Below are 15,018 nucleotides of genomic sequence, written 5' to 3'. Positions count from 1 at the left end.
GATCGTGCCTGTTCTGCCTAGGAGACCTCCATGACCATCGCCGCGGACTACACCGCCCGTCACCTGTCCGTCCTGGAGGGCCTCGAGGCCGTCCGGAAGCGTCCCGGGATGTACATCGGATCCACGGACTCCCGGGGGCTCATGCACTGCCTGTGGGAGATCATCGACAACTCCGTCGACGAGGCACTGGCAGGGTACGGCCAGAACATCAGGGTGATCCTGCACGCAGACGGTTCCGTGGAGATCCACGACGACGGCCGCGGCATCCCGGTGGACCTGGAACCGCGGACCGGGCTGAGCGGCGTCGAGGTCGTCTTCACCAAGCTCCATGCCGGCGGGAAGTTCGGCGGCGGGTCCTACACGGCCTCGGGCGGACTGCACGGCGTCGGAGCCAGCGTCGTCAATGCCCTGTCCTCGCGGCTGGACGTCTTCGTCGACCGGGGTGGCAAGACCTACGCGATGTCCTTCCGGCGCGGTGAACCGGGCGTCTTCAGGGACGGTAGGCTGCCCTCGCCCGAGGCTCCCTTCGACCCCTTCGTCGACGACTCCCGACTCGAGGTCGTCGGGAACGCCAAGCGGGGCGTGACCGGCACACGGCTGAGATACTGGGCCGACCGCCAGATCTTCACCCCCGACGCCAGATTCTCCTACGAGGAGCTGCAGACGAGGGCGCGCCAGACCTCCTTCCTCGTCCCCGGCCTGCGCATCACGCTGCGCGACGAACGCGGCCTGGCGGGGACACCCGGGGAGTCCGGACCGGTGGAGGAGGTCTTCCAGCACGACGGCGGCATCTCCGAGTACGCCGAGTTCCTGGCCGTCGACACCGCTGTCACGGACGTCTGGCGCCTGAATGGTTCGGGCCGCTTCAAGGAGTCGGTCCCGGTGCTCGACGCGAGCGGACACAGCAGGATGGCGGAGGTGGAGCGGGACTGCGAGGTCGACATCGCCCTGCGCTGGGGCATCGGCTACGAGACGACGCTGCGCAGTTACGTCAACATCATCGCGACCCCCAAGGGCGGCACCCACCAGAGCGGGTTCGAGCAGGCGCTCCTGAAGACGTTCCGCAAGGTGATCGGCGACAACGCCCGCAGGTTGAAGGCCGGCAGCGACAAGATCGAGAAGGACGACGTCTTCGCCGGTCTGACCGCCGTGCTGACCGTACGGCTCGCCGAACCGCAGTTCGAGGGCCAGACCAAGGAGATCCTGGGCACCTCCGCCGTCAAGGGCATCGTCATGAAGGTCGTCGAGAAGGACCTGCAGCAGAAGCTGTCCTCCTCCGCACGCAATGACAAGGCGCAGTCCGCCCTCCTGCTGGAGAAGGTCGTCGCCGAGATGAAGTCGCGCATCTCCGCGCGCGTGCACAAGGAGACCCAGCGCCGCAAGAACGCGCTCGAGACCTCCACGATGCCGGCCAAGCTCGCCGACTGCCGGATCGACGACCCGGAGCGCTCGGAGCTGTTCATCGTCGAGGGTGACAGCGCGCTGGGAACCGCGAAGAACGCCCGATCGTCGGACTACCAGGCGCTGCTGCCCATTCGGGGGAAGATCCTGAACGTGCAGAAGGCCTCCGTGGGGGACATGCTCTCCAACGCGGAGTGCGCCGCCCTCATCCAGGTGGTCGGGGCGGGCTCGGGGCGGAGCTTCCAGTTGGACGCACGGCGCTACGGCAAGGTCATCCTGATGACGGACGCGGACGTGGACGGCGCGCACATCCGCACCCTCCTGCTCACGCTGTTCTTCCGGTACATGCGCCCCCTGGTGGAGGCGGGGCGGGTGTACGCGGCGGTGCCACCCCTGCACCGCGTCGAGGTGATCACCAGCGGATCGAAGGCCAACGAGATGATCTACACCTACTCGGAGGCGGAACTCACGCGTCTCCTGGCGGCCCTGGAACAGCAGGGTCGGCGGTACAAGTCACCGATCCAGCGCTACAAGGGTCTCGGTGAGATGGACGCCGACCAGCTGGCGGAGACCACGATGGACCCGCGGCACCGGACGCTACGCCGCGTGCGCATCCAGGAGGCGGAATCGGCCGAGCGTGTCTTCGGTCTGCTGATGGGCAGCGATGTCGCCCCGCGCAAGGACTTCATCATCGCCGGCGCCTCCACCCTCGATCGCGACCGGATCGACGCGTAGGAGCGGTGCCATCCCAGCCCGGGTCTCCCGGGATGCACCGGATCCTCGACCGGCCGGAGGAAGCTCGGGCCGGAAGTGAGCGGAACTCAGCCGAGGAACTCCGGAGCGAGCAGGAGGACCGGGGGTACGACCAGGAGGAGTCCGGCGGTGGCGAGAACCGAGGCCTGCTGGACACGCCCCAGGGGAGGCAGCGGGGACAGGAGCCGCCGTATCCGTGCCGCGGACGGGCTCCCCGCACCCCGACCGTCCTGACCGGCGAGGGGCACATCCACGTCGCCCTGCGCATCGGCGGTCCCCGGAGGTTCCTCCTGCTGCGACGACTGCGGCGTCGACTCCTGCCGCATCGAGGTGGGCGTTCCCGATCCGACGATCACGATGGCCCGCATCAGGGTCGCCCGGTCGACGTGGCGCAGTGCCTCGTCATCGGCGAGCATCTCGATCAGCTCGCTGACGGCGCCCTGCGCCAGGCGCGAGGTCGGTAGCCACGGCAGCGCCGATCGCCATGCGGCGAAGGCCCAGAGCAGCAGATGGTGCCGCTGGTGCAGGTGGGCGTTCTCGTGCGTGAGGACGGCGTCCAGTTCGGGGCGCGTGAGCAGTTCCATGAGCCCGTCCGACATCACGGTGACCGAGCGCGCCCCGCCCGGGAGGCAGTAGGCCACCGGTGCCGGATGGCGGATGACGACGGTGTCGGGCTGGTCGGTCGACGGTGAGCTCAGCAGCCTCAGCATGTTCCGATGCCGGGCTCGCTGTCGCCGCACCCGGACGAAGGTCAGGGCCAGAGTGAAGACCAGATGGGCGAACAGCAGGACACCGGCACTGATCGCGAAGACGTGGATCACGCCCAGGTCCGGCGCGGAAGCGTCGTCGGACAGGAGATCGAGAAAGGCGCCGGACGCGGCGAGAAGGTCGTCCCCGAGCGGTGCGAGGCCCCAGACGAGCATGGCGCCGATCATCGACAGTCCCCCCGCGAGCGCTATCGACTGCCACAGCACCATGGCGGTGAACGGCGCCCGAGCGGGCCAGGCGGCCCGTGAGAGGATGATCGGCGCGGGCCATGCGAGGACGATCGCGAGGGCCGCGAGCAGCCAGGAGGCCCAGAACACCGACGGGTCAGCTGCCGCCGAGCAGAGTGCGCAGTGTCTGGGCCTCGGCCTCGGACACGCTGCCGATGAAGCGGGCGAGGACGGCGTCGCGATCCGGCGCGGTGACCAGCACCTCATGCATCAGTTCGGCGGTATGGTCCTCACGGGACGTCACGGCGCGGTAGCGGTGAGGGCGGCTGTCGCGCTCCCGTTCCACGAGACCCTTCTTCTCCAGCCGCGAGAGCACGGTGAGCACCGTGGTCACGGCGAGTTCGCGTCCTGCCTCCGGCGCCGGTGCCTCGGCGATGGCATCGCGCAGCTCGTTCGCGGTCGTCGCCTCCGTCGTGGCCCACAGCAGATCCATTACCGTGCGTTCGAGGTCTCCGAGCGTTGCCATGGTCTTCCTTCGATTCCTCTGTGATGCGATCGGTACCGGGACCGGCGACGCTCCACGCGCGGAAAACGGTGGAGACCCGGACTACAAAGATACAGCGTCGGAGGACGGGTTTCTACTCCCTGTAGAAGAGTCGGGTACGGGCGAGGACCGCCTCGGAGCGCGCCCGAGGCGCGGGCGCGCTGGACGCGCTGGAATAGCGCGCTGGAATAGGATGGAACCATGAGAACGACCGACCCCGGCCCGGACGGGGCCGGACACGACGAATCCGACGCCGCCCCGGTGCTACCCGGGATCCTCCGGTGGCGGCCCCTGACCCACGCCGACATCGATGCCTGGCTCGGGCTGATCCAGCGCATCGCCGCCGTGGACGAGCCGGACTGGGTGGAACAGCGGGCCGATCTCGAGCAGGCGCTCCACGCATCGAAGAACGACCCCCGCCGGGACACCGTCGCGGGATTCGACGACGACGGCGTGCCACGCGCCTTCGGCCGGCTCTCGATGAACCCGGGATCCTCCCTCGTGCACGGCGCAGGCGGCGTCGATCCGCAGTGGCGCCGACGGGGCCTCGGGCGCGCAGTGTTCGCCTGGCAGGCATGGCGGGCCATTGAGCGCCTGCGCGAGACCGGCCGGACAGTAGGTATCCTGCGCAACTACGTCGAGGAGAACAACCGGTCGCACCTGGGCCTGCTCGCGGCGTCGGGCAGTGAGATCGTGCGCTACTTCACCGAGATGACCAGGCCGCTCGATCAGCCCATCCGTGACCTGCCGTTCCCCGGGGAGCTGGAACTGGTGAGTTTCGCCGACGGAGCAGACCGGAACATCGCCGAGCTCGTGCGGCTCGCCCACAACGACGCGTTCCGGGACCATTGGGGGAGCGAGCCACGGGACCGCGAGTCATGGCAGTTCACCATCGCCCATCCCGAGTTCCGCAGCGACTGGAGCCTGGCTCTGCTGGACCCGGGGAAGGACGAGGTGGTCGCGTACCAGCTGGCCAGTCACGATCCGGAGTCCGAGCGACTTCTCGGCCATTCCGAGGGGTACACGGATCTCCTCGGCGTGCGGAGGTCCTGGCGCGGGAAGGGGCTCGCGGCGTCGCTGCTCACCGAGGCGATGAAGCGCTATCGCGCCGCGGGCATGGCCAACGCCGGACTGGGCGTGGACACCGAGAACCCCTCGGGCGCGCTGGGTCTCTACGAGCGCATGGGGTACGAGCCGACACAGCGCTCGATCGTCTTCGATCTGCCGCTCGTTGCGGACACCTCGCCGAGACCCACCGAGGGCGTGCAGTAGCGCGGCAGCCGGCCGGCACTGTCAGCACCGACTACAGCAGGGTGCCCTGTCCGTCGTCCGGCGCAGCAGCCCGCGGCGGGACCGAGGGTGCGGTGGAGACGGCCGAGCCCGCATCAGGTGCTTCCACGAGCCCGGACAGGCTCGGCCCGACGGCGTCGATGCGTTGGGTGAGGGGAACCCCTGAGCCGTCGCGTCGACCGTGCTCGGTGGGCAGTGCACGCGCAACGCCGTTGGCGGATGCTGCACGGGCGGGGCCGTGGCCCGCCCAGGCCAGGGCCAGGGCGTCCTCTCCGCGCAGGAACCGATGTGCCCGTACCCCGGCGGTGGCCCGGCCCTTGACCGGGTACTCCTCGAGCTCGGTCACTTTCGCCGATCCCTGCGCCGCGTCGGGTGCGCCGGCGCTCGCCGCGGTGACGGTGACCACCACGGCCCGGTCGTCCCCGCCCGCGACCGAACCGAAGTGGAGCACCCTGTCACCGGCGGACAGCTTCATGCCCGTCATCCCGGCGGCCATCCGGCCCTGCGCCCGCACGGCCGCCGCGGGGAGCCGGAGCAATTGCGCGTGAGCGGTGATGAACACCAGCTGGTCCTGGTCCGAGGCTGTCGCGACACCCACCACGGCGTCCTTGGGCCTGAGCGAGATGATCTCCCAGTCGTCCCGGTTCAACGGATACTCGGGCTGGACCCGTTTCACCACGCCCTGCACGGTGCCGAGAGCCACCACCTCGGTCAGTGCTGCCAGCCCGACAAGCCTCTCGCCCCGTTCCAGCGTGATGAACTCCTTGGACGACACCCCGCCCGCGAGGTTCGGCGTGCCGTTGAACGGAGGCAGTGCGGGCAGGTCCACCACCTGGAGGCGGATCATCCGTCCGGCGCTCGTCACGGCGCACACCTCACCGCGGGCGGTCGAGGCGACCACGGAGGTGAGAACATCGTGTCTGCTCCGCTGACCGTCCGCGAGGGGCTCACGCGTGGAGGTGCGGGCCAGCTGTCCGGAGGTCGAGAGCAGGACCCAGCAGGGATCGTCCGGAACCTCCAGCGGCAGAACCGCCTTCGCCGTCCGACCGGGAGCCGGAAGGTGGTCCTTGAGCGGCGCGGCGGCCTCGGACTCGAGCAGCACCGTGCGACGCGGTGTGGCGAACGTCCCGGACAGTTCGGCGAGCTCGGTCGAGACCAGCGTGCGCAGGCGTTCCTCCGATCCGAGAACGGCTTCCAGCTCCGCGATCTCGAGGCGCAGCTGGTGCTGCTCCTTCTCGAGCTCGACGCGCGAGTACTTCGTCAGCTGGCGCAGGCGCAGCTCCAGGATGTAGTCGGCCTGCACCTCGGACAGATCGTAGATCGCCCTGAGCCTGGTTCGCGCGGCGGCGGCCTCGTCCGAGGACCGGATGATCTGGATGACCTCGTCGATGTCGACGATGGCGATGAGCAGGCCCTCGACGAGATGCAGCCGCTCGCGCTTGCGTCGCAGTCGATAGGAGGTCCGGCGGCGGACCACCAGGATCCTGTGGTCGAGATACACCTGCAGCAGCTCGACGAGCCCCAGCGTGCGGGGCTGGCCGTCCACGAGCGCCACGTTGTTGATGCCGAAGGAATCCTCCATCGGCGTGAAGCGGTAGAGCTGATCCAGCACCGCGGCGGGATTGAAGCCGTTCTTCAGCTCGATCACCAGGCGCAGCCCGTGGGTGCGGTCCGAGAGATCCACGATGTCCGAGATGCCCTGGAGCTTCTTCGCCGTCACGGCGTCCTTGATCCGCTCGATCACCTTCTCCGGACCCACCGTGTACGGCAGTTCGGTGACGACGAGCCCGGTACGACGGGCTGAGAGTTGCTCCACGCTCACCGAAGCCCTGGTCCTGAAGGATCCCCGACCGCTCGCATAGGCGTCCCTGATCCCGCCGAGCCCCACGATCCTGCCGCCGCTGGGAAGATCCGGACCGGGCACGATCCGCATCAGGTCCTCAAGAGACGCATCGGGGTGCTGGATCAGGTGGCGGGCCGCAGCGATGATCTCGCCCAGATTGTGCGGTGCCATGTTCGTGGCCATGCCGACGGCGATCCCGCTGGCGCCGTTCACGAGCAGATTGGGGAAGGCGGCCGGTAGTACCTCGGGCTGGGTGAGCTGATTGTCGTAGTTCGGGACGAAATCGACGACGTCCTCGTCGAGGTGGTCCGTCATGGTCAATGCCGGTGCGGCGAGGCGGGCCTCGGTGTAGCGGGCGGCAGCCGGACCGTCGTCGAGCGAGCCGAAGTTGCCGTGGCCGTCGATGAGCGGGAGCCTGAGGGAGAAGTCCTGGGCCATGCGCACCATGGCGTCGTAGATGGCGCTGTCCCCGTGGGGGTGCAGCTTGCCCATGACCTCGCCGACCACACGGGCGGACTTCACGTGGCCGCGATCCGGTCGCAGGCCCATGTCGGTCATCATGTACAGGATGCGCCGCTGGACGGGTTTGAGCCCGTCGCGGGCGTCGGGGAGTGCGCGCGAGTAGATCACCGAGTAGGCGTACTCGAGGAACGACTCCTCCATCTCCGTCTCGACGTCGATCTCGATGATGTTCTCGGTGTAATCCTCCGGCGGTGCGGACTTCTGGCGCCTGGCCATGTGCGTGGCGGTTCCTCAACAACTCGATGGACGGAAGCAGGTTCGCGGCGTGTGCCCGCGATCCGCGGGCCGCCCCGGACGCGGTGCGACGCATGATCAGGGGATGCCGACTACCCTGAGTCTATGGCGGACGGACAGTACCCCTCCTACTGGGAGGCCGATGTCATCCTCCGCGATGGCGGAACAGCCCACCTCCGGCCGATCCTGCCATCGGACGCCGATGCCGTGCAGGACTTCCACGTCCGGCAGTCCCAGAACTCGATCTACCTCCGATTCTTCACCTACAAGGCGAAGCTGAGTGCGAAGGAACTCAGGCGCTTCACCGAGGTGGACCATCATGACCGGGTCGCGTTCGTGATCACCCGGGGAGACCGGATCATCGGCATCGGTCGTTACGACAGGCTCGACGACCCGTTCGAGGCGGAGGTCGCGTTCAACGTCTCGGACTCCTACCAGGGCCGCGGACTCGGTTCCATCCTGCTCGAGCACCTCGCCGCCGCCGCCCTCGAGAACGGGATCGGGCGCTTCACGGCCGAGGTGCTGCCCGAGAACCGGAAGATGATCACCGTCTTCGCCGAAGCAGGGTACGAGGTGAGCCGGAATTTCGACGACGGCGTCGTCATGCTCGGCTTCGACATCGATCCCACCCGGAAGTCCCGCGCCGTCATGGAGGCGCGGGAGCACCGCGCCGAGGCCCGCAGCATGTCCGAACTGCTCACGCCGTCGTCGGTCGCGGTCATCGGAGCGAGCCGCGAGCCCGGGAGCGTGGGTCAGGCGTTCCTGGAGCATCTGATCGAGGGCGGATTCACGGGTCGCGTGGTCGCGGTCAACCATGAGGCGTTCGAACTGCAGGGCATGATCTCGTACGCATCGATCGTGGATGTACCGGAGCCGGTCGACCTGGCCGTGATCGCCGTCCCGCAGGATTCCGTCGACACGGTCGTGGACGAGTGTGCCCGGGCCGGCGTGAAGGGACTGCTGATCGCGACGGCCGGCTACGACGGCGGCGACGGACCGGTGCGCCAGCGGGCGCTCGTGCGCAGGGCCAGGGCCTCCGGGATGCGCGTGGTCGGGCCCGCCTCGCTCGGACTCGTGAACACGGACCCGGCGATCCGGCTCAATGCCTCGATGGCACCGGAGCTGCCCGAGGCAGGCGCCCTGTCGCTGTTCAGCCAGTCCGCGGGCCTCGGTGTGCTGTTGTACGCCAGCGCTCACCGGCGCGGTCTCGGTGTCTCCTCCGTGATCTCGGCCGGCAATCGTGCCGATGTGTCGGGCAACGACGCCATGCAGTTCTGGGAGGACGACCCCTCCACGCGCGCGGTGGGCCTGTACTTCGAGTCGATCGGCAATCCGAGGAAGTTCTCCCGGATCGCCCGACGTCTGGCCCGGACGAAACCGGTCATCGTCGCCAAGTCCGATGTCACCGGCCTGCAGCTGCCACCCGGTCATGCCGTCCGGACCTCGCAGGCACCGTCGGGTGCCCTCGACGCGATGCTCCGCCAGTCCGGTGTCATGCGGGTGGAGACGACGGAGCAGCTGATGGACATCGCGCAGATCGTGGCGAGTCAGCCGTTGCCCCGGGGGTCCGGAGTGGCCGTGCTCAGCAACTCCCCGGCCCTCGGCAAGGTGGTTGCCGACGCCGTCGAGGCCCAGGGCATGACCGTGGCGCTGCTCGAGAGCTCGCTGCAGCTCGACACCGGGCAGTCCGTGGCCCTGCCGGCCCTGACCTCGGCGGTGCGGAAGGCACTCGAGGACGACGCCGTTCACGCCCTGATCGTCACGACGCTGCCGGCGCGGGGACTGAGCGCCGAGTCCATCGCTGGCCGCCTGCAGCAGTGCGGCGAGCTCGCAGGCAAGCCCGTCATCGCCTCCTTCACCGGCATCCTCCAGGCCGGTCTCCAGCTGGACGGGCTCGTGGCCGCGCCGGCGTCGTCCGACCGGCGCACCGCGGACCAGGAGACCACACCGCCCCTGCAGCGCGGTCTGCCGTGCTTCCGCAGCCCCGGCGCGGCCCTGGCCGCACTCGGAGCCGTGGTGCGCTACTCGCTCTGGCGCACGCGGGACCACGGGGAGTTCCTGGACCCGGACGGCATCGATGCCGACGACGCCGCGCGTCTTCTGGCCCGGGTGCGCACCCGGGTGACCGACGTCGAACTGACCCGCCTCACGGCGGAGGAGAGTACGTCCCTGCTGGACGCCTACGGCATCGCCCTGCTGCCCTCGGCGCGCTTCTCCTCGGCGGACGAGGCCGTCCGGGAGGCCTCGCGTCTCGGGTGGCCGGTCGCGCTGAAGACCATGGACGAGCACCTGCGGCATCGCCTCGATCTGGGCGGTGTCCGGCTGAGCATCGAGGACGCGCAGTCCCTGCGGGAGAACATCACCCGGATGGAGAAGGCCCTGGCTCCGTTCGGCAGCTTCGGCATGGAGGTCCAGTCCATGGCACCGTCGGGCCAGGCGTGCAGCATCCAGGCGATCGAGGATCCCCTGATGGGCCCCGTGGTGTCCTTCGGCCTCGCCGGGGACGCCGTCAATCTCCTCGACGACTGGGCACACGCCGTACCTCCCCTGAGTACGGGCGACGTCGCGGATCTGGTCCGCGCACCACGGGCGGCGCGCAAGCTCTTCGGGTACCAGGGCCTGCCGCCGGCGGACGTTACGGCCCTGGAGGACCTCGTGGCGCGGGTGGCACTGCTCAAGGACAACCACCCCGAGATCGCCCGGATCGATCTCACGCCGGTCCTCGCGGCGACCTCCGGTGTCCGAGTCCTCGCCGCAGCGATCGACGTCGGCAACCCGCAGCGGCGTACGGACAGTGCGCGACGTGCCATGCGCGACTGATCCACCGGCCAGGGACGGGCAGTTAGGCACTGGGGCGCCCGGTGGGGGAAACTGGGGCACATGACCCCATCGCTCTCCGCCCAGCGGCGCGACCTCGATGCGTCCCTCGAGCGCACAGGCTTCTACCCCCGTCTCGTCGCCGACGTCGTCCATGATGCCCTCGACGGCCGCGAGCCACTGTCCCACGTGGCCCATCTCGAGACACACTTCGAGCGCACCGAGGTGCACCGTCACATCACCGTGCTCGTGCTCACCGAGGACATGCTCGTCATCACGCACGTGGACGATCAGGAGCTCGACGAGGCCGGCGAGCAGGTGATGGCGCAGATCTCCACCGAATCGGTACCCGTCAGCCAGATCCGTTCCGTGGTGCTGAGCTATCTGTACGCCCAGCCGCAGGACTACAAGCCCAGTGACCAGGTCAGGGAGCTGACCCTCGCGATCGCCTGGTCGGGCGGCCAGCGGCTCGACCTGGGACCGGCGACCTGCGGTGATCCCCAGTGCGAGGCCGACCACGGCTACACCGGCACCGTGGCGCAGGAGGACATCGTGCTGCGGGTCAGTGCCGAGGCGGACGGCGCACAGGCGGTGCAGAACGCCAAGGCCTTCGCGCGGGCACTGCGTAAGGTCAACACCGCCAGCCCCAGCTCCAGTGGCTACGCAGGTCCCGGCGACGTCTCCACGCGCCGCCAGCCCGGGTTCGGTGGACGGTTCACCCGGGCCCACCACCAGCGGTAGCCTGCATGAGTACTCCGCACCGCGAGCCTCCTCCGGCAGCGCCGGCCTACGGGGTGTCCACCGTGGCCGAGGTGATGACCAGTTCGGCGGCCGCGCTGGGCGTCCCGGGATTCACCAATGCCCTCGGGCTGCCGGGCGCACGGCGTGTGGTCGTCGTGATGGTCGACGGTCTCGGGCTGCTCCTGCTCACCAAGCATGCCGCCCACGCCCCGTTCCTGCGGCAGCACCTCGATTCGGTGCAGAAGCTCACCGCTGCCTTCCCCTCGACGACGGCCGCGTCGCTGGCCAGCTTCGGCACGGGCCTGCCGCCGGGCAGACACGGGCTGGTCGGGTACGACGTGCTGGATCCCGCCCAGGACCGCGTGGTGAACATGCTCGGACGCTGGGACAGCGGCGTCGACCCGCTCGGCTGGCAGCCGCACCCCACGGTCTTCGAACGTGCGGCGGAGCACCTGCCGGTCATCACCGTGGGTGAGCCCCGCTTCGCCGATTCACCGATGACCAGGGCGGCACTGCGCGGCGGCCGCTTCGTCGGGGCCGCCACGATCCACGCCCGGATCGATGCCGCGGCCGAGCACCTGGCCGCCGATCCGAGGGCCCTGATGTACTTCTACCTCAACGACCTCGACAAGGCCGGCCACCGGTACGGGGTCGCGTCCACGGAGTGGATCCGGGTCCTCGAGGACCTCGACGCGGCGGTGAGGCTCCTCGCCCGGCGGCTACCGCCCGACACGCTCCTGCTCCTGAGCGCGGACCACGGCATGGTGGATGTGCCGGTCTCCGGGCGTATCGACTACTCGGAGCAGGCCGGACTGATCGAGGGCGTCGCGCACACCGCCGGTGAGCCGCGCATGCTCCACCTCCACCTCGAACCGGACCTCGACGACGCCGCACGGGCCGCACTGGCAACGCGCTGGCACGAGGCCTTCGGATCGCGCGCATGGATCCTCTCTCGGGACGACGCCGTCCGGCGGGGGTACTTCGGCGACGTGAGCGAAACCGTACTGCCCCGGATCGGCGATCTGCTCGTCCTGGCCAGGGAGCCCGTCGCCCTCTTCGACGGGCGACGGACCGAACCCGCAGCCTTCGCCATGATCGGGCACCACGGCTCCCTGACACGCGTGGAGCGGGAGATCCCGCTGCTGAGGATCGGATCGGAGAGCGTGCAGTCCTCGTCCCGGCGGAGCAGGACTGGCCGGAGGGGAGGCGGTCGTGGCTGAGCTCGTCTTCTTCTCGGGCACCATGGACAGCGGCAAGTCCACCCTGGCGCTGCAGATGGACCACAACCACAGGGCCCGCGGACGGCGCGGGGTCCTCTTCAGTTCCCACGACCGGGGCGGGGAGTCCACCATCTCGAGCCGTCTCGGACTGCGCGCGGCGGCGGTGGAGGTCTCCACCGGAACCGACTTCTGGGTGGAGCTGACCGTTCGACGGACCATGGGAGCCCGGATCGACTACCTCGTCTGCGACGAAGCCCAGTTCTACACGACGCACCAGATAGACCAGCTGGCCCGGGTCGTGGACGAGATGGGGATCGACGTCTTCTGCTTCGGCATCACCTCCGATTTCCGTACCCGTCTGTTCCCCGGCTCACAGCGGCTGATCGAGCTCGCCGATCGCGTCCAGGTCCTGCAGGTCGAGGCCCTGTGCTGGTGCGGCAAGCGTGCCACGCACAATGCGCGCACGCTCGACGGCGTCATGGTCGTCGAGGGGGACCAGATGGTGGTCGGTGACGTGGATGCTTCCATGGCGACCGCAGCTGACCAGGACCGGGGACAGGAGGGTCCCTCCGCCGAGCCGGTCGTCGGCTACGAGACCCTGTGCCGGGCCCATCACATGGGCAGGCACACCTCGAGATCGTCCCTGTCCCGGTACGCGAACGAGGTGCCGCTCCCGTTCGACGCCGAGCAGTCACGGAGATCCGCCGCCCCGGTGCAGCCCGACGCGGCACTCGATCGCAGCGCGCGCTGAGAGCGCCGCTAGTCGCTCTTCCGGCCGAACACGATGTCGTCCCAGCTCGGCACGCTTGAGCGCTTGGGCTTGGGCCGGCGGTCCGAGGTCGGCTCGGCCGGTTCCTTGCGCTCCTCGCCGGCCTCGGTGTTCCTGCCCTCGGTCCTGCCTGTGTTCCGCCTGCCCTCCCGCGCGGTCCGTTCGCCGGTCTCCTGCGCGGACGGGTCCTTCGACCGATCTCCCGCCCCCCGATCCGTGCCCGTTCCCGTCCCCGTTCCCGTCGAAGACTGTGACTGCGGGCGGGGTCCGCGGGCAGGGTGCGCGAAGAAGCTGATCTCGCGGGTCTCGACGCTCACCCCCTCGTAGAGCCTGGGGGTCCCGTCCGCGTTGAACGCGCTCTCCTGCCCGGTGGCGTCATCGTCGGGCCCATCGGTCGGCGGAGCCAGGCTCAGGCCGGGGACGGTGACGCCGGGGCCGGCGGAACCGGACTCACCCTGGTCCTCCGCGGCAGGGACGTCTCCGGTGCGGGGGTGTGCAGCGGGGATACTGCCTCGGGTCAGCAGCTCGGCGAGCGCGTCGTCGCCGTCCTCGTCGGCACCCAACCGCTGGCCCCTGCGCGAGCGGAGCACATCGAGCAGTCCGTCCTGGTCGGTGTCGGTGGAGCCCTCCGCGTCACCGGTGCCGGCGTCGGCCGTGTCCGCCTCGAAATCGAAGACCCGGTCGACGACGGCGCTCAGGCGCCGGGAGGGCAGGGGGCCGTCGAGCGGCTCGAGTTCGCTGAGCACCTGCGCCCACCTGTTGGCATTCGTGACGGTCTTCCGGGTCGGATTGTACGTCCACTGGGCCGGTGGCTGTTCTCCCAGGTCCACCCGGGAATCGTCGGGTAGCTCGAACGCCACCTCCACGTGCCACGCTCCGTCCGCGCGGCGCCACGAGTCCCACTCGAGGTCGGACTGGTCCACGCCGAACTCCTGGGCACGGTGGGCGACCATGTCCCCGAGCAGCGCCGGGCTGTCCCCGAACGCCGAGCGATAGCCGTCATGGCTGGGCAGCGGTGATGCCACTTCCACGCGCTGCGCCAGATACGCCACGTACTCGCGTTCGGCGCGGACGGGTCCCTCGTAGCGCTGCACGTGCGCGAGTTCCAGGCCCGAGTCGTCGGCGACCTGTTCGGCCGACGCGCCGGCGCGGATGCGTGCCTGGATGTCCCGCGGAGTCAGCGGGATCGGAGCCCGGTTCGCTCTGGCGCGCGGAGCGACGGGCCTCGCCGGAGCCGGTGGCGGCTCCGGCGGCGCGGACTCGGAGGCAGCGGACATCGAGGCGGCGGACATCGAGGCGGCGGACATCGAGGCGGCGCGACGCAGCGCATCGTCGACGGGCAGGCGGAAGGACACTCCCTGCTCACTGCTCAACAGCAGATGGTTGCCGTCCTCCTGGACGCCCACCAGGCGTAACTCCTGCATCAATTCCTCCAGCCGACGGTGATCCTGGACAGACCCAGATGACTCTGGGTGGACCTAGATGAAACTGTGCCACTGAATCGCGGTCATTCCTACTATGCACCGGGTGCGGCGTCCCGGCGCCCGACCGGCGCCGGGCACAAATGCACCGCGTCCGGCGTTGTGGGAGCCGAGTGGAGTCCACCCGGACAGGGCAGGACCGGATCCGACGGAAGGCACCGTGAGGGACATGGAGACACCAGTGCGCTGGACATCGGCGGGCACGACAGCACGGGCAGTGACATCAGCGGTCACTGCGACGGACCGGGCCCTGCAGCCCGCGATCGACGACGAGGAGATCGCCGCGGCCGATGCGTTCGATCTTCCGGGAGCTGATCTCTCCGGCGAGGAGGTCGCGGTGCAGATCCTGCCCGCGCAGGCGGACGAGTTCACCTGCGCCTCGTGCTTCCTGGTGCGCCATCGATCGCAGATCGCACTGGAGAACGACGGCGTGCTCCACTGCGTCGACTGCAGGGGCTGACCCGGGCG

Annotated in this window: 11 protein-coding genes; 7 read left to right on the top strand and 4 right to left on the bottom strand. The window is 69.5% G+C overall.

Annotated features, from left to right (window positions below):
* The first annotated feature begins 30 nt into the window (after positions 1–30).
* Entirely contained in the window at positions 31–2,136 is a 2,106-nt protein-coding gene (locus tag E8P82_RS05315) for a DNA gyrase/topoisomerase IV subunit B (protein ID WP_136453451.1), read from the top strand.
* Positions 2,137–2,222: 86 nt separating this feature from the next.
* On the opposite strand, the gene E8P82_RS05310 is transcribed toward E8P82_RS05315, so the two are convergent.
* Positions 2,223–3,239 (bottom strand): M56 family metallopeptidase, encoded by a 1,017-nt coding sequence (locus tag E8P82_RS05310; protein ID WP_136453450.1) that lies wholly within the window; start codon positions 3,237–3,239, stop codon positions 2,223–2,225.
* A gap of 7 nt (positions 3,240–3,246) precedes the next feature.
* Entirely contained in the window at positions 3,247–3,615 is a 369-nt protein-coding gene (locus E8P82_RS05305) for a BlaI/MecI/CopY family transcriptional regulator (protein WP_136453449.1), read from the bottom strand.
* 219 nt (positions 3,616–3,834) lie between these two features.
* Here E8P82_RS05305 and E8P82_RS05300 point away from each other — a divergent pair, with 219 nt between their 5' ends.
* A complete protein-coding gene (locus E8P82_RS05300) occupies positions 3,835–4,905 on the top strand; it encodes a GNAT family N-acetyltransferase (protein WP_168796493.1) in 1,071 nt (356 codons plus the stop codon).
* 31 nt (positions 4,906–4,936) lie between these two features.
* On the opposite strand, the gene E8P82_RS05295 is transcribed toward E8P82_RS05300, so the two are convergent.
* Positions 4,937–7,504, bottom strand: coding sequence for a DNA gyrase/topoisomerase IV subunit A (locus tag E8P82_RS05295; RefSeq protein ID WP_136453448.1), 2,568 nt, complete (start codon positions 7,502–7,504; stop codon positions 4,937–4,939).
* Between the two features lie 123 nt (positions 7,505–7,627).
* Here E8P82_RS05295 and E8P82_RS05290 point away from each other — a divergent pair, with 123 nt between their 5' ends.
* From E8P82_RS05290 to E8P82_RS05275, 4 genes are read left to right on the top strand one after another with little or no spacing between them, the layout of a single operon-like run.
* A complete protein-coding gene (locus E8P82_RS05290) occupies positions 7,628–10,342 on the top strand; it encodes a bifunctional acetate--CoA ligase family protein/GNAT family N-acetyltransferase (protein WP_136453447.1) in 2,715 nt (904 codons plus the stop codon).
* Between the two features lie 60 nt (positions 10,343–10,402).
* On the top strand, positions 10,403–11,080 hold the full coding sequence (locus tag E8P82_RS05285; RefSeq protein WP_136453446.1) for a DUF5998 family protein: 678 nt from the start codon (positions 10,403–10,405) through the stop codon (positions 11,078–11,080).
* Between the two features lie 5 nt (positions 11,081–11,085).
* The gene (locus tag E8P82_RS05280; RefSeq protein WP_136453445.1) at positions 11,086–12,300 is read left to right on the top strand and encodes an alkaline phosphatase family protein; all 1,215 of its coding nucleotides are present in this window, start codon (positions 11,086–11,088) and stop codon (positions 12,298–12,300) included.
* Entirely contained in the window at positions 12,293–13,051 is a 759-nt protein-coding gene (locus E8P82_RS05275) for a thymidine kinase (RefSeq protein WP_136453444.1), read from the top strand. The genes E8P82_RS05280 and E8P82_RS05275 overlap by 8 nt, the downstream gene beginning before the upstream one ends.
* 8 nt (positions 13,052–13,059) lie before the next feature.
* Here E8P82_RS05275 and sepH read toward each other — a convergent pair whose 3' ends face one another.
* A complete protein-coding gene (gene sepH, locus E8P82_RS05270) occupies positions 13,060–14,493 on the bottom strand; it encodes a septation protein SepH (protein ID WP_136453443.1) in 1,434 nt (477 codons plus the stop codon).
* A gap of 274 nt (positions 14,494–14,767) precedes the next feature.
* Here sepH and E8P82_RS05265 point away from each other — a divergent pair, with 274 nt between their 5' ends.
* On the top strand, positions 14,768–15,010 hold the full coding sequence (locus E8P82_RS05265) for a DUF4193 family protein (protein WP_246020984.1): 243 nt from the start codon (positions 14,768–14,770) through the stop codon (positions 15,008–15,010).
* The last annotated feature ends 8 nt before the right edge of the window (positions 15,011–15,018 follow it).

The sequence above is a fragment of the Arthrobacter echini genome, assembly GCF_004803505.1.
GTDB classification, from domain to species: domain Bacteria; phylum Actinomycetota; class Actinomycetes; order Actinomycetales; family Micrococcaceae; genus Arthrobacter_D; species Arthrobacter_D echini.
Note: the sequence above shows the minus strand (reverse complement) of the source record. Positions and strands in the feature narration are given on the sequence as shown.